General features: G+C 71.1%; 18 protein-coding genes. 12 read left to right on the top strand and 6 right to left on the bottom strand.

Features of this window, described 5'->3' with window-relative positions:
• Window positions 1–148: 148 nt before the first annotated feature.
• On the top strand, window positions 149–1,462 hold the full coding sequence (locus AC1DMN_RS11910) for a hemolysin family protein (RefSeq protein ID WP_440732448.1): 1,314 nt from the start codon (window positions 149–151) through the stop codon (window positions 1,460–1,462).
• Window positions 1,459–2,520, top strand: a complete 1,062-nt coding sequence (locus AC1DMN_RS11905) for a hemolysin family protein (protein ID WP_440732277.1) — start codon at window positions 1,459–1,461, stop codon at window positions 2,518–2,520. The genes AC1DMN_RS11910 and AC1DMN_RS11905 overlap by 4 nt, the downstream gene beginning before the upstream one ends.
• 54 nt (window positions 2,521–2,574) lie before the next feature.
• Here the strand turns inward: AC1DMN_RS11905 and AC1DMN_RS11900 are convergent, their stop codons facing one another.
• A complete protein-coding gene (locus tag AC1DMN_RS11900) occupies window positions 2,575–3,642 on the bottom strand; it encodes an NADH:flavin oxidoreductase/NADH oxidase (RefSeq protein ID WP_477384282.1) in 1,068 nt (355 codons plus the stop codon).
• Between the two features lie 106 nt (window positions 3,643–3,748).
• Between AC1DMN_RS11900 and AC1DMN_RS11895 the strand changes: the two genes are divergently transcribed.
• From AC1DMN_RS11895 to AC1DMN_RS11875, 5 genes are read left to right on the top strand one after another with little or no spacing between them, the layout of a single operon-like run.
• Window positions 3,749–4,687, top strand: coding sequence for an ADP-dependent NAD(P)H-hydrate dehydratase (locus AC1DMN_RS11895; RefSeq protein ID WP_477230741.1), 939 nt, complete (start codon window positions 3,749–3,751; stop codon window positions 4,685–4,687).
• Window positions 4,684–6,042 (top strand): hypothetical protein, encoded by a 1,359-nt coding sequence (locus tag AC1DMN_RS11890; protein WP_477230740.1) that lies wholly within the window; start codon window positions 4,684–4,686, stop codon window positions 6,040–6,042. Before AC1DMN_RS11895 ends, AC1DMN_RS11890 begins: the two co-directional genes overlap by 4 nt.
• Window positions 6,042–6,389 (top strand): thiamine-binding protein, encoded by a 348-nt coding sequence (locus AC1DMN_RS11885; protein WP_477230739.1) that lies wholly within the window; start codon window positions 6,042–6,044, stop codon window positions 6,387–6,389. The genes AC1DMN_RS11890 and AC1DMN_RS11885 overlap by 1 nt, the downstream gene beginning before the upstream one ends.
• Window positions 6,390–6,398: 9 nt before the next feature.
• Window positions 6,399–7,640 (top strand): MFS transporter, encoded by a 1,242-nt coding sequence (locus tag AC1DMN_RS11880; RefSeq protein ID WP_477230738.1) that lies wholly within the window; start codon window positions 6,399–6,401, stop codon window positions 7,638–7,640.
• 60 nt (window positions 7,641–7,700) lie between these two features.
• Window positions 7,701–8,363 (top strand): NUDIX hydrolase, encoded by a 663-nt coding sequence (locus AC1DMN_RS11875; protein WP_441976739.1) that lies wholly within the window; start codon window positions 7,701–7,703, stop codon window positions 8,361–8,363.
• Window positions 8,364–8,464: 101 nt separating this feature from the next.
• On the opposite strand, the gene metX is transcribed toward AC1DMN_RS11875, so the two are convergent.
• From metX to AC1DMN_RS11860, 3 genes are all read right to left on the bottom strand, one after another.
• Entirely contained in the window at window positions 8,465–9,673 is a 1,209-nt protein-coding gene (gene metX / locus AC1DMN_RS11870) for a homoserine O-acetyltransferase MetX (RefSeq protein WP_477230737.1), read from the bottom strand.
• A 204-nt stretch (window positions 9,674–9,877) separates the two neighbouring features.
• Window positions 9,878–10,861 (bottom strand): hypothetical protein, encoded by a 984-nt coding sequence (locus AC1DMN_RS11865; RefSeq protein ID WP_477230736.1) that lies wholly within the window; start codon window positions 10,859–10,861, stop codon window positions 9,878–9,880.
• A 414-nt stretch (window positions 10,862–11,275) separates the two neighbouring features.
• Window positions 11,276–12,598, bottom strand: coding sequence for a bifunctional o-acetylhomoserine/o-acetylserine sulfhydrylase (locus AC1DMN_RS11860; RefSeq protein WP_440732268.1), 1,323 nt, complete (start codon window positions 12,596–12,598; stop codon window positions 11,276–11,278).
• A gap of 235 nt (window positions 12,599–12,833) precedes the next feature.
• On the opposite strand from AC1DMN_RS11860, the gene AC1DMN_RS11855 reads away from it, so the two are divergent.
• From AC1DMN_RS11855 to AC1DMN_RS11840, 4 genes are read left to right on the top strand one after another with little or no spacing between them, the layout of a single operon-like run.
• On the top strand, window positions 12,834–13,646 hold the full coding sequence (locus AC1DMN_RS11855) for an SDR family oxidoreductase (protein WP_441976742.1): 813 nt from the start codon (window positions 12,834–12,836) through the stop codon (window positions 13,644–13,646).
• A gap of 2 nt (window positions 13,647–13,648) precedes the next feature.
• On the top strand, window positions 13,649–14,368 hold the full coding sequence (locus AC1DMN_RS11850) for a Type 1 glutamine amidotransferase-like domain-containing protein (protein WP_441976743.1): 720 nt from the start codon (window positions 13,649–13,651) through the stop codon (window positions 14,366–14,368).
• Window positions 14,368–15,057 (top strand): uracil-DNA glycosylase, encoded by a 690-nt coding sequence (locus tag AC1DMN_RS11845; RefSeq protein ID WP_477384280.1) that lies wholly within the window; start codon window positions 14,368–14,370, stop codon window positions 15,055–15,057. The genes AC1DMN_RS11850 and AC1DMN_RS11845 overlap by 1 nt, the downstream gene beginning before the upstream one ends.
• A complete protein-coding gene (locus AC1DMN_RS11840; RefSeq protein ID WP_441976745.1) occupies window positions 15,054–15,602 on the top strand; it encodes a GNAT family N-acetyltransferase in 549 nt (182 codons plus the stop codon). The genes AC1DMN_RS11845 and AC1DMN_RS11840 overlap by 4 nt, the downstream gene beginning before the upstream one ends.
• Window positions 15,603–15,611: 9 nt before the next feature.
• On the opposite strand, the gene AC1DMN_RS11835 is transcribed toward AC1DMN_RS11840, so the two are convergent.
• Window positions 15,612–16,469, bottom strand: coding sequence for a MurR/RpiR family transcriptional regulator (locus tag AC1DMN_RS11835; RefSeq protein WP_477384278.1), 858 nt, complete (start codon window positions 16,467–16,469; stop codon window positions 15,612–15,614).
• Between the two features lie 13 nt (window positions 16,470–16,482).
• Window positions 16,483–17,295, bottom strand: coding sequence for a class II glutamine amidotransferase (locus AC1DMN_RS11830; RefSeq protein ID WP_477230734.1), 813 nt, complete (start codon window positions 17,293–17,295; stop codon window positions 16,483–16,485).
• Between the two features lie 182 nt (window positions 17,296–17,477).
• Between AC1DMN_RS11830 and AC1DMN_RS11825 the strand changes: the two genes are divergently transcribed.
• Complete coding sequence (locus tag AC1DMN_RS11825) at window positions 17,478–18,851, top strand: type I glutamate--ammonia ligase (RefSeq protein WP_441976748.1); 1,374 nt, start codon at window positions 17,478–17,480, stop codon at window positions 18,849–18,851.
• The last annotated feature ends 129 nt before the right edge of the window (window positions 18,852–18,980 follow it).

Below are 18,980 nucleotides of genomic sequence, written 5' to 3'. Positions count from 1 at the left end.
GCCGACGACCGTGCATCCGGTCGCATCACCCGCGCCGAGGGAAAGTAGAGCCGAGGGACGATAGAATCGTTCGCACCATGGACGACCCTCCCTCGTGTAGTACATCGCCCCACTGCCCGCTCTCCGCTTCGTCGGAGGTGACACCGTGATGGATTACATCTGGTTGGGCGTGGGGCTTCTGCTCATCGTGGGGACGGGCCTGTTCGTCGCCAGCGAGTTCGCCCTGGTCAACCTCGACCGCGCCGATCTGGAGGCGCGACGGGATCGCGGCGAGAGCCGTCTGGGCATGACCATCGCGGCGCTGAAGATCACCTCGACGCACCTGTCCTCGGCGCAGCTCGGCATCACGCTGACCACCCTGCTGACCGGTTTCACGATGGAGCCGGCGCTGTCGAACCTGCTCCGTCCGTTGCTCAGCTCGTGGGGGATCCCCGAGCCCGTCACCGTCACGATCGCCGTGATCGTCGCGATGACGGTCGCCACGATGCTGTCGATGATTCTCGGCGAGCTCGTGCCGAAGAACTTCGCGATGGCGCTGCCGGTCGCGACCGCCAAGGTCGTCATCCCTTTCCAGACCGTGTTCACGATGGTGTTCCGCCCCGTCGTCGCGCTGCTGAACGGCAGCGCCAATGGCGTGCTCCGTGCCATCGGCATCGAGCCCAAGGAGGAGCTCAGCGGTGCGCGCTCGGCGGAAGAGCTCAGTTCGCTGGTGCGCCGTTCCGCGAGCGCCGGTGTGCTCGAGGAGGACACCGCGACGCTGCTGGATCGCAGCCTCGGCTTCGCGCGGCTCACGGCGGGCGACGTGATGACCCCGCGCCCGAGCATGCACGCGATCTCGGCGGCGGATTCCGCCGACGGCGTGATCGGGCTGGCCCGGCGCACCGGCCACAGCCGTTTCCCGGTTTTCGACGAGGACCTCGACGACATCACCGGCGTGGTGCATCTGAAGGCGGCCGTGTCGGTGCCGCGCGACCGCCGCACCGAGGTGCCGGTGGGTGCGCTCTCCTCCGAGCCGCTGCGCGTGCCGGAGACCGTGCACCTGGATGCGCTCGTGGCCGAGCTGCGCGGCGGTGGCTACCAGCTCGCAATCGTCGTGGACGAGTACGGCGGCACCGCGGGGATCGTGACCCTCGAGGACCTCGTCGAGGAGATCGTCGGCGAGGTGTCCGACGAGCACGACCGCAGCAGGGCCGGCGTCGTGAAGAGCCGCGACGGGATCACCTTCCCCGCGGAGCTGCGCCCCGACGAACTGCGTGCGAGCACCGGCATCGAGGTGCCGGAGGGCGACGTGTACGACACGGTCGGCGGCTACGTGATGAGCGTGCTGGAGCGGCTGCCCAAGGCCGGCGACGAAGTGCCCGTGCCGGGCGGCACCCTGCACGTCGTGCGCATGCAGGGGCGAAGGGTGGATCGGATCCGCTTCATGCCCGAGGCCACGACGGAGGAGGGGGGCGAGCGATGAGCGACTGGGCCGGAATCGCATGGCTGTTCGTGCTGCTCGCCTTCAACGCGTTCTTCGTCGCGGCGGAGTTCGCGGTGATCTCCGCGCGCCGGTCGCAGATCGAGCCGCTCGCCGAACGCGGATCCCGTTCCGCGCGCACCGCGCTGTACGCGATGGAGCACGCCACGCTCATGCTGGCGACCTCGCAGCTCGGCATCACCGTGTGCTCGCTGCTGATCCTGAACGTGTCGGAGCCCGCGATGCACCACCTGCTCGCCGCGCCCCTGGGCGCACTCGGGCTGGCCGAGGGGGCGGTGGACGCCATCGCGTTCATCATCACCCTGGTCATCGTGTCGTTCCTGCACGTGGTGTTCGGCGAGATGGTGCCGAAGAACCTCGCGTTCTCGGTGCCGGACCGGGCGGTGCTGATCCTCGCGGCGCCGCTGGTGTGGATCTCCAAGGTGTTCTATCCGGTGATCCGCGCGCTGAACGCCACCGCCAATGGCGTCGTGCGGCTTTTCGGTGTGGAGCCGAAGGACGAAGCCGCATCGACGTTCACGCTCGACGAGGTCGCCACGATCGTGGATCAGTCCCGTCGTGAGGGCATGCTCACCGACTCCGCGGGCACCGTGAGCGCGGTGGTCGAGTTCACGGACAAGGACGCACGCGACGTCGCCGTGCCGCTCGCCGGCCTCGTCACGCTGCCGCTCGGCGCGACTCCGGACGATGTGGAGCGGGCCGTCGCCAAGCACGGCTTCTCGCGCTACGTCATGGTCGACACCGAAGGGGCACCGGTGGGCTACGTGCACCTGAAGGACGTGATCCGCTCGGCCGAAGGGCCGGATGCAGCGGTGCGCGCGGCTGCGCCGATCCCCGCGAAGCGCGTCCACCAGATGGTGCCGATGCAGGAGGACACCGATCTCGAGGATGCGCTCGCGATCATGCGGCGCGCGGGGCGACACCTCGCGCAGGTGCGCAACGCGGCGGGTGAGACGACGGCGATCCTGTTCCTGGAGGACATCATCGAGGAGCTCGTCGGCGAGGTGCGCGACATCACCCGTCGCGGCTTCGGGCGCTGAGTCTCGCCTCAAGGGGTCGTTGAGCGAGCGATGCGCTCGACGACCCCTTGCTGCTCAGTGCCAGCGGGCGCGCAGATACTGGTCGGGCCAGGCGACCTCTTCGCCGAGTTCGTGCGCGGCGCGCAGCCCGAAATGCGGATCGCGCAGCCACTCCCGTCCGGCGAAGATCGCGTCCGCCGCACCCTCGGCGAGCACGGACTCGGCTTGGGCGCCGCTCGTCAGCAGCCCCACGGCGGAGGAGGGGATCCTGCCGCCCTGGCGCACGGCCGCGGCGAGCGGCACCTGGTAGCCCGGGTGGACTTCGATGCGCTGGTGGGCGACGAGCCCGCCGCTGGAGACGTCGATGAGATCCGCGCCGTGCTCGACCGCCCATTCCGCCACCACGGCGGCCTCGTCCGGCGTGAAGCCGCCCGGGGCGTGGTCGGTGGCGGAGATCCGCATGAACACCGGTACCTCGTCGCCCGCGACCCGGCGCACCGCGTCGGTGACCTCGAGCAGGAGCCGGGCGCGGTTCTCGAGCGAKCCGCCRTACGCGTCSTCGCGGTGGTTGCTGAGCGGCGAGAGGAACTGGTGCAGCAGGTACCCATGCGCGCCGTGGATCTCCAGCACGTCGAAGCCCGCGTCGAGGGCGCGGCGTGCGGCCACCGCGAACGCGTCGACGACGCCGGCAATGCCCGACGCGTCGAGGGCCTCGGGCGCGTCGAAGCCTTCGAACGCGATCGCCGAGGGTGCGACCGTGGTCCAGCCGCCCTGGGCTGCGGGGACGGATCCGCGCTCCTCGGCCCACGGCCACCAGGTCGAGGCCTTGCGGCCGGCATGTGCGAGCTGCACCCCGATCCGGGCGCCGCGCGCGTGCACCGCGTCGACGATCGACGCCCAGGCGTCGCGCTGCGCGTCGTTCCACAGACCGGTGTCGCGCGGGCTGATCCGGCCCTCCGGCACGACAGCGGTGGCTTCGGCCACGATGAGGCCCGCACCGCCGGAGGCGAACTGCGCGAGATGGGCGTGGTGCCATTCCTGCGGCACGCCGTCGACGGCGCTGTACATGCACATGGGCGAGACCCACAGGCGGTTGCTCAAGGTGACGGATCGGATGGTCAGCGGGGAGAACAGGTGGCTCACGGTCCGACGCTACCGGTCGCCGGACAGGTCGGGGGGCGGATCCGCGGATCCGCATCATCCGGATCCCTCGGCGGCGCGCACAGCCGCGGCCCAGTACCGTTGACGCATGCCTTTCTTCGCCGGTCCGGTGCGCCCGTGGTCGGACGACCGCACCCGCGCACTGCTGCGCGCGCCGAGCGCCGACTCCGACAAGCGCAGCCGCGGCGTCGTCGCGCTGCGCACCGGATCCGACGCGTACCCGGGCGCGGCCGTGCTCGGCGTGGAGGGCGCGTGGCGCGCCGGCTGCGGCTACGTGCGCTACGTCGGCCCGCGGCGGGCCGCGGACCTCGTGCTCGCGCGACGCCCCGAGACCGTCGCGACCGAGCCCGGCTCCGCCGCCATCCGGGCCGAGGCCTGGGTCATCGGCTCCGGCACCGATGCCGCGACCCGCTCGGAGTCGGAGACGACCGCGCTGCGTGCGCTGCTGGACGGTGCGGCCCCCGTCGTCGTCGACGCGGGAGCGCTGGATCTGCTTCCTGCAGCGAACGCCCCGGTCATCGCCACGCCGCACGCGGAGGAGTTCGTGCGGCTGCGGGCGCAGCTGGGACTCGGCGAGCTCGTCCCTGATGCCCTGCGGGATCCGTCAGCGCGCGCGAACGCGGTGAACGAGACCGCCGAGGCGCTGGGCGGCGCGGTGCTGCTCAAGGGCGCGACCACGTTGATCGCCGACGCCACCGGCGTGTTCGCCGTCGATGCGGGGACGCCGTGGCTGGCCACGGCCGGCACCGGCGACGTGCTGGCAGGCGTGATCGGCGCGCTCGTCGCCGCCGACCGTGCGGTGGGCGGGACCACGGCGCTCGCCGAGCTGGCTGCCGCCGCGGCGTGGCTGCACGGGCTTGCCGGGCGGATCGCATCGGGCACCGCATCGGGCGGCCCCGGGCGCCCGATCGTCGCACTCCAGGTAGCGGAAGGGCTGCCGGCGGCCATCGCGCTGGTCTGCAACGGCGACGAGCGGGGGCGCGTCGACGACGAACACGACGAAGAGACCCAGGAGGACCGCTCGTGACCGGTGCCGAGCCGACGGGCGCGATCCGCGCCGAACCGAGCCGTCGCGACGATTCGCCGAAGGCGTCCGCAGTGCGTCGCGCGAGCCTGCCGCTCACCGTGCTGTGGCTGGCATTCGTCATCGCGCATCTGTACGTCTCGATGATCGGGTGGCGGATGCCCGCGCTGCCGATGGGCGACACCGTCTTCGTGTACGAGCCGTGGGCGCGCAACGCTCTCGGCGGCGGCGCGATCGTCGGCATCACGGAGAGCTGGGTCTACCCTCAGCTCGCCCTCGTGCCCATGCTCATCGCCCAAGGGCTGTCGCAGCTCATCCATCCGCTGTTCCCCGGGTCCTACGCCGTCGGATCCGCGAGCTACGTCGTCGCCTGGTCGATCCTGGTGACTGCGCTCGACGCCGTCGGATTCGCATTCCTGCTGCGCGGCACCAGGGCGCGCCGCAGCCGGATCCGCCGCGGCGCCGCCCTGCTCTGGATGGTCGCGCTCGTCCTGCTCGGCCCCATCGCGATGTTCCGGATCGACGCGATCACCGTGCCGCTCGCGATCATCGGCGGTCTGTGGCTGTTCTCCCGCCCCGCGGTGGCGAGCGCGCTGTTCACGATCGGAGCCTGGATCAAGATCTGGCCCGGTGCCCTGTTCGTCGCGGCTCTTGCACTGCTGCGTGGCCGGATTCGCATGCTCGCCTCGGCGGCGATCGTCACGTTCGCGGTCGTGCTCGGGCTCGTGCTGCTGGGCGGATCCAGGAACCTCCTCGGCTTCCTCAGCCAGATGAGCGGCCGCGGGCTGCAGATCGAGGCGGTCGGCGCGACGCCGCTGCTGTGGCTCACCCAGGTCGGGGTCACTCGGATCCAGTACGACCGCCAGATCCTCACGTTCCAGCTCGCAGGTCCCGGCGTCGACGTCGTCGCTGCGCTGCTCACCCCGCTCATGGTGCTGGGCGTGGTCGCCGTGGCGGCGCTCGCCCTATGGAAGCTGCGCGCCGGCGCCTCGGCGAGGCGTCTGCTGCCGGCGACCATGCTCGCCCTCGTCGCCGTCCTGATCGCGTGCAACAAGGTCGGTTCGCCGCAGTTCCAGGTGTGGATGCTCGCCCCGCTCGTGCTGTGGTGCCTCCTCGACGGTCCTCGCGTGCGGATCCCGGCGATCCTCGTGCTCCTCGACTACGCGCTCACCCAGGCGGTCTACCCTGTCGTGTACGACCAGCTGCTGGCGGCGCAGGCCCTGCCGATCGCGCTGCTGAGCGCCCGCAACATCCTCGTCGTCGTCATCTGCGTGATCGCGATCCGCGCGATCGTGCGCACCCCGGTGCGCCGCAGAGCGTTCCTCGTCGCCGAACTCCCCGAAACCCGGAGGTCCTGATGCTCGTCGCCTTCTCCGTCGCCCCGTCCGGTTCGCCGCAGGGCGGATCCGCACCTGATCGCCCCGAGAGCGCAGACGCCTCGGTGCACGACGCCGTCGCCGCCGCGGTGGCCGTGGTCCGCGCCTCCGGACTCGCGCACCGCACCACGAGCATGTTCACCGAGATCGAAGGCCCCGACTGGGACACCGTCATGGACGTCGTCAAGCGCGCCACCGCGGCCGTCATGCCGTTCGGATCCCGGGTSTCCCTCGTGCTCAAGGCCGACATCCGCCCCGGCTACACCGGTGAGATCGACGGCAAGATCGCGCGTCTCGAGCAGGCCATCGAGGAGTCCGGCAGCCTCTAGGCTGGACGGATGAAACCCTCGAGCCCCTCGAGGGGTGCGGCGAAGCGGGCGCTCCTCTCCCTCGCCATCGGCAGCTTCGGCATCGGCATGACCGAGTTCGTCGCGATGGGCCTGCTGCCCAACATCGCGCAGGACCTGCTGCCCGAGCTCTGGGCGCAGAACCCGGATGAGGCCATCGGCCGCGCCGGCATCCTGGTGTCGCTGTACGCGCTGGGCGTCGTGCTCGGCGCGCCCACCATCGCCGGCCTCGTCGCGCGCTTTCCCCGCCACAAGGTGATGATCGGTCTTGCGATCGCGCTGACTCTCGGCAACGGCCTCGCCGTCGTGCTGCCGACGTTCGAGACGGTCGGGCTCGCCCGCTTCATCGCGGGCCTCCCGCATGGCGCCTACTTCGGGATCGGCGCGCTCGTCGCCTCCGACGTGCTCGGCCCGGGCAAGCGCGCCAAGGGCGTGGCCTTCATCCTGACCGGTCTCACCATCGCGAACGTGGTCGGCGTGCCCGCGGGAACCTACCTCGGGCAGCACGTCGGATGGCGCAGCGCGTTCCTCGTCGTCACGATCGTGTTCGCGCTCGCCACGGTCTGCATCGCCCTCTTCGTGCCGGAGCACGAGGGCGACCCCGGACGCACGTTCCGCGCGGAGCTGCGCGTGTTCCGCCGCCCCCAGGTCTGGTTCGCACTTGCGACCGGCGCCATCGGTTTCGGCGGGTTCTTCGCGGTCTACAGCTACATCGCTCCCGTCGTCACGGAGCGGGCGGGCGCGCCGGAATGGATGGTGCCGGTCACGCTGGTGGTGTTCGGGCTCGGCATGACCATCGGCAACCTGCTCGGCGGCGTCTTCGGCGACCGCAACCTCAGGCTTACCCTGCTGGTGGGGCTCGGCGCGATGGCCGTGGTGCTCGTGCTGCTCGCGATCCTGTCCTTCTCGATCTGGCTGCTCGTGCCGCTCTCGTTCGTGATGGCGCTGCTCTCGTCGATCCTGAGCCCGGCGATCCAGACCCGCCTCATGGAGGTCGCGGGCGACAACCAATCCATCGCGGCGGCGTTGAACCACTCCGCGCTGAACATCGGCAACAGCCTGGGCGCGTTCCTCGGCGGACTCGTGATCGCGTGGGGCTGGGGCTTCGCCGCTCCGTCCTGGGTGGGGGCCGGCCTCGCCGTCGTCGGCCTCGGAATCGCGATCGCGTCCTACGCCGTGCAGCGCCGTTTCCACACCGAGACCGGATCGGTGCGCGCGCGCGACCTGGCCTGAACAAGCCCCGATCGCCGAGCCGCCAGGGGAGCGAACCCCGGCGCGTCCTAGCATGGGCGGATGAGCTCCGCCCCTGATCGTGATGCGGCCGTCGAGGACCTGCCCGTCGCAGGCACCGCGGTGATCCTCCGTGACGCAGCGGAGGGCATGGAGGTGCTGATGCTGCGCCGCCCCGACCGCGGTTCGTTCCCGGGCGCGTGGGTGTTCCCCGGCGGCATGATCGAGCCGGGTGATCGGATCCCGGGAGCCGACGAGCTCGAGGACGCCTGCCGCGCCGCCGTGCGCGAGACGGCTGAGGAGGTGGGCCTGGAGCTCGAACGGCTGGTGCCACTGTCCTGCTGGGTGCCGCCGGCCGGGATCCCGAAACGTGTGCGGACCTGGTTCTTCCTCGCGGCGGATCCGGGCGGCGTGATCCGTCCGGCTGTGCACGAGGTGGTAACGACGCGGTGGCTGGCACCGGAGGCCGCGCTCGCCGCGCGGGACGCCGGAGAGATCGCGCTGATGCCGCCGACCTGGCGCACCCTGGACGCGCTGTGCGGTGCGACCGGCGTGGAGGAGGCTCTGACCCGCATTCAGGATCCGGCCGTCTTCCGCACCCGGATGCAGGCGACCGCGGCAGGCACCCTCTTCTTCTGGGACGGCGACGAGCTCGCCGGTGCGGCGACGGGCGCCAGGGAGCGCCTGGTCGCAGAGGATCCGGTCTGGCGGTTCGAGCGCCTCTGATCGATGGCGGCGCCCGTCGACGACGCGCCCCGTCGCGGGCGCGGGCGCCGGAAATCGCCGCCGGACAGTCGCATCGCGGCTGTGTCGAGCGGGCCATGGCGTCAGGAGCCGAGCAGCCGCTCCAGGTGCCGGCCGACACCGTCGGTCTCGATGAGGAAGCCGTCATGGCCGAAGTCGCTCGCGAGGACGATCGCCTCGTTGCCGTCCAGCGTGTGCGGGATGCCCCGGGCGATGCGGTGCTGACCGTCGACCGGGAACAGCCGGTCGGTGTCGATGCCGAGCACGAGCGTCCTCGCCGTCACCCGCTTGAGGGCATCCTCGACGCCCCCGCGGTCGCGCCCGATGTCGTGCGAGTTCATCGCCTCCACGAGCGTGAGGTAGCTGTTCGCGTCGAAGCGCCGGGTGAACTTGTTGCCGTGGAAGTCGAGGTAGCTCTCCACGGCGTAGCGACCGCCCTGGCCGAGCGGCGACACATCGGACTGCCAGGAGCGCTGGAATCGCTGGTTCAGTTCGATCGGGCTGCGATAGTTCAGCAGCGCCATCCGCCGCGCCAGCGCGAGACCGCGGTGCGGGCCCTCCCCGACGGGCGCGTCGTAGTACTCGCCGCCCGCGAAGCGCGGATCCATCCGCACCGTCTCCAGCTGTACGAAGTTCAGCGCGAGCTGGTCGGCGGTCGTCACCGGGGGAGAGGACAGGATCGCGAGGCGCTCGACTCGGTCGGGCTGGCCGACCGCCCACTCCAGGGCGTGCATGCCGCCCATGGATCCGCCGATCACCGCGCCCCAGCGCTCGATGCCGAGCGCGTCCGCGAGCAGCACCTGGGCGGCGACCTGGTCGCGGATCGTGAGGTAGGGGAAGCGTGAGGCCCATTCGTAGCCGTCGGGGGCGATGCTCGCCGGCCCGGTGGAGCCCTGGCACCCGCCGAGCATGTTCGGGGCGATCACGAACCACTCGTCGGTGTCGATGGCGCAGCCCGGGCCGACGATCTCGCCCCACCAGCCGCTCGTCGCGTGTCCGCGGCCCGCCTCGCCGACGACGTGGCTGTCTCCGGTGAGCGCGTGCAGGATGAGGATCGCGTTGTCGCGCGCCTCGTTCAGCGTGCCCCAGGACTCGTACGCGATGCGGATCAGCGGAAGCTCCGCGCCTCCCTCGGTGCGGAACGGCCCGAAGGCCTCGAACCGGCGATCGCCCGCCGGATCGCCGTCGCGCCAGGCGCCGGTGGACGGCGGGCGGGCGCGCAGCAGGCGGGCGTCCGCCTCCGACACGCGTGCCGAGGGCACCGTGTCCTCCGAGGTCGTCTGCCAGTCCATGGATCCATTCTCCCGGGTGCGGCCGGGTGGGTGCGGAAGGTTACGGATCGGGGCGCGGAGGGGCGGGGTGGCGCCCCCTCTGCGCCCCTCTGCGCGTCGGCGCCTCCTTTGCGCATCCGCGCCCCCTCTGAGCATCCGCGCCCCCTTGCAGCGGCGCCCATCCGCGGGGGCGTGGATGCCACGAGGGGGCGCCGACGGTGTGTCTCACGCGGGGGGACGGACGCCGAAGGCGTTCAAGCGGGCCGAGAGCGTGTCGGGCGTGCGGATGTGGCGGTCCTCCCAGCGGGCGAATCGCCATCCAGTGACACCGCGGACGTCGTCCTCGCGGCGTTTCTCCGCAATGACCGCATCCTCGGCGGTGCGGGCGCCACGGACCTCCGGATCCATGTACTTGCCCTGACCGTCGAACTCTCCGAACACCCTGTTGCGCGGGAATCCGAAATCGAGCCAGTAGTCGTCCCCCTCCGCCCCGGTGACGTGCACCTGGAGATCAAGGCCGGAGAAGCCGATGCGGTGCAGTTGCAGGCGGCTCACGCTTTCTCCCGGCAGCTGTGCGCGGCCGTCCGCGAAGTCGAGGATCCTGCGTGCCTGGCGGACGCCGCGGGCGTGGACAGCGGCAGCGCGATGAGACATCCGTTCATGCCACGCGACGGCACGAGCCGCATCGTATCGATGCCCTTCCACGGCGACGCGCCGCAGCGCAGCGTCGGCTGCGGAGAGACTCGCGTCGGCTGTCGCCGTGCAGGCGAGGTCAAGCACGGTGCGCTCGACAGAGGTGCATCTGATCCCCCCGATCTCGACGATGTCGGAATCGTCGATCGCGACGTAGTGCTGTGCGATGCCGGATCGGGTGCGACCGTGCCGGTTCCCGAGGATGACGGTGTGCACGTTCTTCGGCGCGAGGCGGTACACCGGCAGTCCATGCACGACAGCGGCCGATGGACCCCAGAACACGGGACCCGGCGGGTCCGCGTTGAGGTGGGCGGCGATCACGGCGACGAGGTGCTTGCCTTCGTCCCAGAGGCCGTCATACCCGACGGCGTCGATGTAGCGGTCGCGCCGCACTCGGAGCACCAGACCGGTGCGGACCAGCTCACGGATTTCGCGATCGGTGCGCCCGGAGCTCAGGAGATCCGCACGGGTCTGCAGAAGGTCGTGCGCCTGCGCCAGGCCGATGGAGGTCTTCATCGTCCCAGCGTGACCGGCGTCGCACACCGGTGGGATGTGCTGCACGCATCCGGTGGCAAGACCGCATCGCCCGGGGAATGTGTGGACCGGATGCGGCTGCGTCATCCGAGGCTGTATCGGCCGCGATTCGCGGGGCGCCGTTCGCATCGGCGCCCCCGTGCAGTATCCGCACCCCCACGCAGTGGGGGCGTGGATGCCCACGGGGGCGTGGATGCCCAGCGGGGGGCGTGGACACCCGGGAGGGGGCGTGGATGCCCAGCGGGGGCGTGGACACCCGGAGGGGGCGTGGACGCCCAGCGCCGCGGGTGAGAGGGGGCACCGACGTACAAGACGATGGGATGCACAGGGCCCCGGGAACACGGGAGCGCCCCGGATCCGAAGATCCGGGGCGCTCCCGTCTCTGAGGAGGAGTCGTCAGGCGCGTGCGGCCTCGGAGACCTTGCGCGCCGCGGCGAGGGCCTGATCCAGGTCCGCCTTGAGGTCCTCGATGTTCTCGAGACCGACCGACAGGCGCACGAGGCCCGGGGTCACGCCCGTGGTGAGCTGCTGCTCGGGGGTGAGCTGGGCGTGCGTGGTGGAGGCCGGGTGGATCACCAGCGACCGGACGTCGCCGATGTTGGCGAGGTGGCTGAACAGGGTGAGGCTGTTCACGAACTCGCGGCCGGCGTCCACGCCGCCCTTCAGCTCGAACGAGAGGACCGCGCCGACGCCCTTCGGGGCGTAGGTGTTCGCGGCGGCGTACCACGGCGACGTGGGCAGCCCCGAGTAGTTCACGCTGGCGACGTCGTCGCGGCCGTCCAGCCACTCGGCGATCTCCTGGGCGTTCTGCACGTGGCGCTCGATGCGCAGCGACAGCGTCTCGATGCCCTGGATGAGGTTCCAGGCGCTCTGCGGCGCGATCGCGGATCCGAGGTCACGGAGCAGCTGCACGCGGGCCTTGATGATGTAGGCGAGGCCATCGCCGACGGCCGCCGTGTAGCTGGCGCCGTGGTACGACGGGTCCGGCTCGGTGAGACCCGGGAACTTCTCCACGTTCTGCGACCAGGCGAAGGAGCCGCCGTCGATGATCGCGCCGCCGATCGTCGTGCCGTGGCCGCCGAGGAACTTGGTGACCGAGTGCACGACGATGTCGGCGCCGTGCTCGAACGGGCGGATCAGGTACGGGGTTGCGATCGTGTTGTCGACGATGAGCGGCACGCCCGCCTCGTGCGCGGCGCCGGCGACGCCCTTGATGTCGAGGACGTTGATCTGCGGGTTGCCGATGGTCTCCGCGAAGAACAGCTTGGTGTTGGGACGGACCGCGCGGCGCCACTCTTCGATGTCGTCCTGGTTCTCGACGAACGTGACCTCGATGCCGAGCTTGGCGAGCGTGTACTTGAAGAGGTTGTAGGTGCCGCCGTAGATCGAGGAACTCGAGACGAAGTGGTCACCGGCCTGGGCGATGTTGAGGATCGCGAAGGTCGAGGCGGCCTGACCCGACGCGAGCACGAGGGCGCCGGTGCCGCCCTCGAGAGCGGCGAGGCGCTGCTCGAGCACATCCTGCGTCGGGTTCTGGATGCGGGTGTAGATGTTGCCGAACTCGGCCAGTGCGAACAGGTTCGCCGCGTGGTCCGCGTTGTCGAACACGTACGACGTGGTCTGGTAGATCGGCGTGGCGCGGGCCTTGGTGACGGGATCCGGGGCAGCGCCGGAGTGGATCTGCTTGGTCTCGAAGCGCCAGTTCTCTGCAGCGGTCATGAGTGTCTCCTTCAGGATCAGCGACACCGAACCGCGTCGCAGGGCAGTGGGCCGTGGCTTCGACGGGCGCGAGAACCGGTGGCGTTGTATCGAGAGTACGAACCCGCGGCCGCTGTCAACAAGGCCGCGGAAATGTGACGTAACAGGGATCGGCCGCATGATTCCGCGGATCCGGAGGTCGCATCGACGATGGGCTGTCGTCGATGCGCGCGCGTGGATCCCGTAGCGTTGACGCATGGCGAACAGCGCGATGAACGACAGTCCCCACAACAGCAGACGTGCGGTGGTGACGGGGGCGAGCACCGGGATCGGCGAAGCGACGGTGCGGGCGCTGCGGGCGAGTGGCTGGGACGTCGTCGGCGTCGCGCGCCGCGAGGACCGCCTGCAGGCGCTCGCCGCGGAGACCGGATCGACGGCGTACGCCGCCGACCTCACCGACGCGGAACAGATCGCGGGTCTCGCGGAGCACCTGGCGCAGACCGGACCGCTGCACGCGGTCGTGCACGTCGCGGGTGGCGCCCGCGGCACGGAGCGGGTCGAGGACGGATCCGCGGAGAAGTGGCGGTGGATGTTCGAGGCGAACGTGCTCGCGGTGCAGCAGCTCACCGCGGCCCTGCTGCCGCAACTGCGTGCCGCCGCGTCGCACGGCGGTCACGCCGACCTGCTGTTCCTCACCTCGACCGCGGCCCGCCAGTCGTATCCGGGCGGATCCGGATACAACGCGGCGAAGGCGGCGGAGTCGATGATCCCGCAGGTGCTGCGCCAGGAGCTCAACGGCGAGCCGATCCGGGTCACCGAGATCGCACCGGGTCTCGTGCACACCGAGGAGTTCGCCCTGCGCCGCCTCGGCGGCGATGAGGTCGCCGCGGAGGCCGTCTATTCGGGCGTCGAGGCGCCGCTGGTCGCTGCGGATGTGGCCGACCTGATCGCCTACGCCTTGAACGCGCCGGGGCACGTGAACCTCGACCTCGTCGTGATCCGCCCGGTGGCCCAGGCCGCGGCGCACCTGCTCGCGCGCGGGCCGCTGCGCCCGCGCGGGGAGGACTGACCATGGGCGTGCACCTGATCGGCGGCGGCTTCGGCCGCGCCGCCTTCGCGCCGTTCACCGCCGAGGTGCAGGCCGTCGCGGCCGCGAAGGGGGTCGACGTGCCGCGCGTGGCCGTCGTCACCGTGCGCGAGGACGCTCATCCGGGTCACGCCGGTGATCTCGTCGAAGCGCTCACCGGCGACGGCGCGATCGCTCTCGACACCCGCGTGACGACCGTCGGACTGACGGATCTGGTGGATCCGGGTGTCTTCGACGATGTCGACGCGATCGTGATCGGGGGCGGGCTGACCCCGGCCTACCACGCGGCCCTCGAAGCCGGATATGACGTGATCCGCACCGCGGTGCAGGGCGGCACACCGTATCTCGGCTTTTCGGCCGGTGCCATGATCGCCGCCGAGCGCGCGATCCTCGGCGGCTGGCGGATCGGAGAGGTCGCGATCGCCCCGGAGGAGACCGCCGAGGATCTCGACGAGATCACCGTCGTGCCTGGGATCGGCCTGGTCGACGTGTCGATCGACGTGCACGTCGCGCAGTGGGGCACGCTCAGTCGCCTCATCGCCGCCACCGAGGCCGGCGCCGTCGACGGCGGGCTGGGGATCGACGAGAGCACCGTGCTCATCGCCGACGCGGAGGGCCTGCGGATCGCGGGGGAGGGCAGCGTCTGGCGGGTGTTCCCCGGAACCGAGGGCGTGACCGTCTCGAGCGATCGGGCGGCGCTCTGATGCCCAGGACGCTCGCCGATCTCGCCGCGGACGGCCAGCTCGATGCCGGCTGGGCCGAGGCCCTGGCACCTGTCGCCCCGCTCGTCGCCGAGCTCGGAGACCGGCTGCGCGCTGAGACGGCCGCCGGACGTGGCTATCTCCCGGCCGGGCAGAACGTGCTGCGCGCGTTCGCCMGCCCGCTGGCCGATGTCAAGGTGCTGATCGTGGGTCAGGATCCGTATCCCACCCCCGGGCATCCGATCGGCCTGTCCTTCGCCGTGGACAAGGCGGTGCGCCCGTTGCCGCGCAGCCTCGGCAACATCTACCGCGAGCTGGAGACCGACCTCGGAATCGCGCCGGCCGTGCACGGCGATCTCTCTGCGTGGAGCGATCAGGGCGTCATGCTGCTGAACAGGGTGCTCACGGTGCGCCCCGGCACACCCGCCTCGCACCGCGGCTGGGGCTGGGAGAAGGTCACCGAGCTCGCGATCCGCAGCCTCGTCGCCCGCGACGCCCCGCTCGTTGCGGTGCTCTGGGGCCGCGATGCCGAAGGGCTGCGCCCCCTGCTGGGTTCGACCCCGGTCATCGCCTCCGCGCACCCGTCGCCGCTGTCCGCGAGCCGCGGGTTCTTCGGATCCCGGCCGTTCTCGCGGGTCAACACCTTGCTCGAGGAGCAGGGCGCGGACCCCGTCGACTGGAGGATCGCATGAGCGACACCCCGGCCGCGCCGCAGGCCCGCACGGATGCGTCGAGCGCGCCCGCGCGGATCCGGCCGGTGCAGGATTCGAATCTCCCCGCGATCAGGGACATCTACAACCACTACGTGCGCACGAGCACCGTCACCTTCGACGAGGAGGAGACGGATCTGGCGGTCTGGGAGCACAAGCGCGAGCTCCTCGCGGAGACGGGGCTGCCGTTCCTCGTCGCGGCGGACGCCGACGGCGGGGTGCTCGGCTTCGCATACGCCCAGCACTGGCGCGCGAAATCCGCCTATCGGTTCAGCGCCGAGAACACGATCTACCTGAGCCCGGACGCTGCAGGACGCGGATTGGGCAAGGCGCTGCTGGAGGCTCTGCTGGACGCGTCAGCCCGGGCCGGGCTGCACGAGCTCATCGCCGTGATCGAGCCCACGGCGGCCGGGGCGTCGATCGCGCTGCACCGTCGCTACGGGTTCGTGGATGCCGGGCACCTGAAGGGCGTCGGCGTGAAGTTCGGCCGCACCCTGGACGTGCTGTTCCTGCAGAAGTCGCTCTAGGGCCGCGGATCAGCTCAGCAGTTCGCCCTCGCGCATGCGCTCCCACAGGGCGAGACGCGTGTGCGCCGGCTCGCCGATCCTGTYGAGCACCAGATTGAGCAGCTGCTCGTTCAGCATGAACGCCGCCGAGTCGCTCTGAAAGGCGTGATCGGTCGAGCCCGCGACGTCGAGCACGACGTCGGCGCGGGGTGCGATCGGGCACTCGAGGCCGTCGGTGACGAGCAGGAGCGCGACCCCGCGGCGCTTCGCGGCCGCAGCGAGGTCGGCCGCGCTGCGCTGGTAGCGGTGGAAGTCGAACAGCACCAGAACGTCGCGCGGGGTCATGTCGACGACGGCACCGAGGTCGTGCCCCGAGGGGTCGTTGAACATGCGCACCCCCGCGCGCAGCTCCTGCAGGTGCGTGCCGAGGTGGAACGCGGCGAGATACGTGAAACGGCCGCCAGTGAGCAGAATGCGCCGAGCGGGATCCGCGAGCAGGTCGACGGCGGCCGCGTACGAGGCATCGGGGATCCGAGCGAACGACTCGAGGGTGCGCTCGGCCTGCACGGTCGCATCACGCACCACGACCTCGCGCGGCGTGCCGGCCTCGGCCGGGGCGCTCAGCCGCACGAGCGGACCGGAGGAGCGTCGGGTCAGCTCGTCGCGCAGCGCACGCTGGAACTCCGTGAATCCGCCGAAGCCCAGGCTCTGCGCGAAGCGCAGCACCGTGGGAGGGCTCACTCCGGCACGCTCCGCCAGGTCGGCCAAGGTGGACAGGCCCGCACTCGGGTAGTCGGCGAGCAGCACGCGGCCGACCTGGCGCCCCGCACGGCTGAGCGCGGGCAAGGATGCGGCGACCAGGTCGGAGAGGGTCTCGTCGTCGGCCATAGGGCTCAGTCTGTCACGCGGGGCTCGCGTGCCGGGCGTCGAGGGACTCCGTGCGCATCGTCCCGTCGGCCAGCCGCACCGTCGTGACCGATTCGGCGGGCAGGGGCGTCCAGCCGGTGCCGGCCACGCCGGTCGAACTGATCAGCACGGCGCCGTCGGCGGAGCGCTTCCATCGCAACGCGAAGTAGTCCTCGTTGTGCTCGTCGGGCAGGCCCCCGAGCTGGGCGATCTCGTCGAGGTCGTCGTCGGGCAGCACGCTGCGGGCGCTCGCGTGGACCACCACGAGCTGCTCGCGGTCGAGCAGGATCGCGTTGAGGCTGGACAGGGGGAACGCCTCGCGCAAGCGCCGCACCACCCGCAGGGTGGCGCCGGGCAGGTCGAGGCCGGCATCGAGCTGTTCCTGGATGAGCACGAAGTACATCTCGCTGTCGGTGTCGCCGGTCATGCGGGCGAGGGCCTCGGGCGAGAGCATCGCGCGGGCCCGGCCGATCGGCTTGAGGGATCCGTTGTGCTCGAAGGAGACGTCACCGAGCCGGAACGGGTGGGCGTTGCACAGCTCGACGGGCAGGCCGAGGGTCGCCCAGCGCAGGTGCATCATCGCGGCGTGGCCGGCCGTGCCGATCGTGCGCCGGAAATCGGGGTCGGCGGCGGCGGACAGAGGAGACTTGCGGACGACGGGTGCGTCGCCGAGGTGCTCCACACCGGCCCAGCCCCAGCCGTCTCCGTGCAGCCGCGCCAGAGAGAGGAAACTCTCGATGCCGTCCTCGCCGAGCTCGCGGTCGGCGGTGGACGTGCCGGGGGACACGTACGCGAACAGGCGACACATGGGAGACCTCCGCTCCGGGCGGTCGCCCTCATCGCTGCGACCGCGTCGTTCCGAGTGATTCTGGTTCAAACGTAACAGAATCTGTAAAGTGTGCAACACTGTAACAGGCATGACATCAGCTCGTAACAGGCTGCTGCCACGATGCCTCACAACGAAGTGAACCCCGAAGAAGGGATGTCCCCGTGACCGACGGCGACCCGAACGACCGAGATCCGGCAGCCGCCGCGCTCGAAGACAGCGCGCTCGATGACACGGTCCGCGCCCTCCGCGACCATGGTGTCGAGTTGCTCGTCGGCACGGCCCTCGACTTCGCGGGCGTGACCCGCAGCAAGGCCGTCCCGCTGCGCCGGCTGCCGAGCTTCGTGAACTCCGGGATGGGGGCCTCGCCCTCCTGGGTGGTGTTCTGCGCCGACAACGGCATCGCGTTCACCGGCGACATCGGCGTCTCCGGCGACCTGCGTCTGCGCCTCGACGCCGCCGCCGTCCGTCCGATCGGTGACGGGATGGCGTGGGGTCCCACCTGCTATCACGAGCAGAGCGGCGCGCGATCCGCGCTGTGCGCCCGCGGCCGCCTCATCGACCAGGAGCAGCGGGTCGCCGCCGCAGGACTGACTGCGCTCATGGGCGCCGAGCTCGAGTTCACCCTCGTGAACGTCGACGGCTCGCAGCTCGAGGACGGATCCTGGGCCGCGTACGGGATGCGTTCGGTCGTGGCCCGCCGCGCCTTCCTCACCGACCTCACCCGCACGCTCGAGGACGCGAACGTGGGCACCGAGCAGATCCACGCCGAGTACGGCACCGACCAGTTCGAGGTCTCCCTCGCGCCGCTGCCGCCCGTGCAGATGGCCGACACCGCTGTGCTCACCCGGATCCTGATCGGCCTCGTCGCCGCCCGGCACGGACTTGCGCCGTCGTTCTCGCCGCTCACGTTCGTCGGCGGATCCGGCAACGGCATGCACCTGCACCTCTCGCTCGCCCGCGATGGGCGGAACCTGTTCGGCACCGGCGACGGCCCGCACGGCATCTCCGATGAGGGCGGCAGCGCGATCGGCGGMGTGCTCGACGGGCTGTCCGAGCTGCTCGCGGTCTACGCCGGATCCGTCGTCTCGTCGCTGCGACTCAAGCCCGGATCCTGGTCGGGAGCTGCGGTGTGCTGGGGCCTGGAGAACCGCGAGGCCGCACTGCGGTTCCTCGCCGGCACTCCGGGCAACCCGCACGGCGCGAACATCGAGCTCAAGATCGTCGACCCGAGCGCGAATCTCTACCTCGCTGCCGCGGCCTTCCTCGGATCCGCCCTGGGCGGCATCGAGCGCGAGCTGCCGCTGCCCGAGGAGGTCGTCGGCAACCCCGCCGAGACGCCCGAGTCCGCTCGGCTCCGGCTCGACGCCGAGCCGTCTGCCGCACTCGACCGGCTCGCTTCCTCCGCGCTCGCCGAGGAGCTCTTCGGCCCCGGCATCGTCGAGGGCGCGGTCGCCGTGCGGCGGCACGAGCTCTCCGCTTACGCCGACGCCTCGCCCGAGGAGATCACGGCGGCCTTCCGCCTCGCCTGGAGCTGAGCCTCCGCCTCGGTCCCTGAGCCTGTCGAAGGGACTCCCACCTGATCGGCCACTTCGACAGGTTCAGCGACCGAAGACACCCGACCCGCGGCCCGAACCGCACCATCCCTCATCCATCCCCCACGGAGG

This window comes from Microbacterium sp. 01T413_2, from assembly GCF_056398985.1.
This window is presented reverse-complemented; position numbering and strand designations above follow the sequence as displayed.

What these genes read in the sequence shown, in the direction of transcription:
- AC1DMN_RS11830 (WP_477230734.1), bottom strand. Translation starts at nt 17,295, where the DNA reads ATGTGTCGCCTGTTCGCGTACGTGTCCCCCGGCACGTCCACCGCCGAC.
- AC1DMN_RS11905 (WP_440732277.1), top strand. Translation starts at nt 1,459, where the DNA reads ATGAGCGACTGGGCCGGAATCGCATGGCTGTTCGTGCTGCTCGCCTTC.
- AC1DMN_RS11875 (WP_441976739.1), top strand. Translation starts at nt 7,701, where the DNA reads ATGAGCTCCGCCCCTGATCGTGATGCGGCCGTCGAGGACCTGCCCGTC.
- AC1DMN_RS11860 (WP_440732268.1), bottom strand. Translation starts at nt 12,598, where the DNA reads ATGACCGCTGCAGAGAACTGGCGCTTCGAGACCAAGCAGATCCACTCC.
- AC1DMN_RS11850 (WP_441976743.1), top strand. Translation starts at nt 13,649, where the DNA reads ATGGGCGTGCACCTGATCGGCGGCGGCTTCGGCCGCGCCGCCTTCGCG.
- AC1DMN_RS11910 (WP_440732448.1), top strand. Translation starts at nt 149, where the DNA reads ATGGATTACATCTGGTTGGGCGTGGGGCTTCTGCTCATCGTGGGGACG.
- AC1DMN_RS11880 (WP_477230738.1), top strand. Translation starts at nt 6,399, where the DNA reads ATGAAACCCTCGAGCCCCTCGAGGGGTGCGGCGAAGCGGGCGCTCCTC.
- AC1DMN_RS11840 (WP_441976745.1), top strand. Translation starts at nt 15,054, where the DNA reads ATGAGCGACACCCCGGCCGCGCCGCAGGCCCGCACGGATGCGTCGAGC.
- AC1DMN_RS11855 (WP_441976742.1), top strand. Translation starts at nt 12,834, where the DNA reads ATGGCGAACAGCGCGATGAACGACAGTCCCCACAACAGCAGACGTGCG.
- AC1DMN_RS11895 (WP_477230741.1), top strand. Translation starts at nt 3,749, where the DNA reads ATGCCTTTCTTCGCCGGTCCGGTGCGCCCGTGGTCGGACGACCGCACC.
- metX (WP_477230737.1), bottom strand. Translation starts at nt 9,673, where the DNA reads ATGGACTGGCAGACGACCTCGGAGGACACGGTGCCCTCGGCACGCGTG.
- AC1DMN_RS11865 (WP_477230736.1), bottom strand. Translation starts at nt 10,861, where the DNA reads ATGAAGACCTCCATCGGCCTGGCGCAGGCGCACGACCTTCTGCAGACC.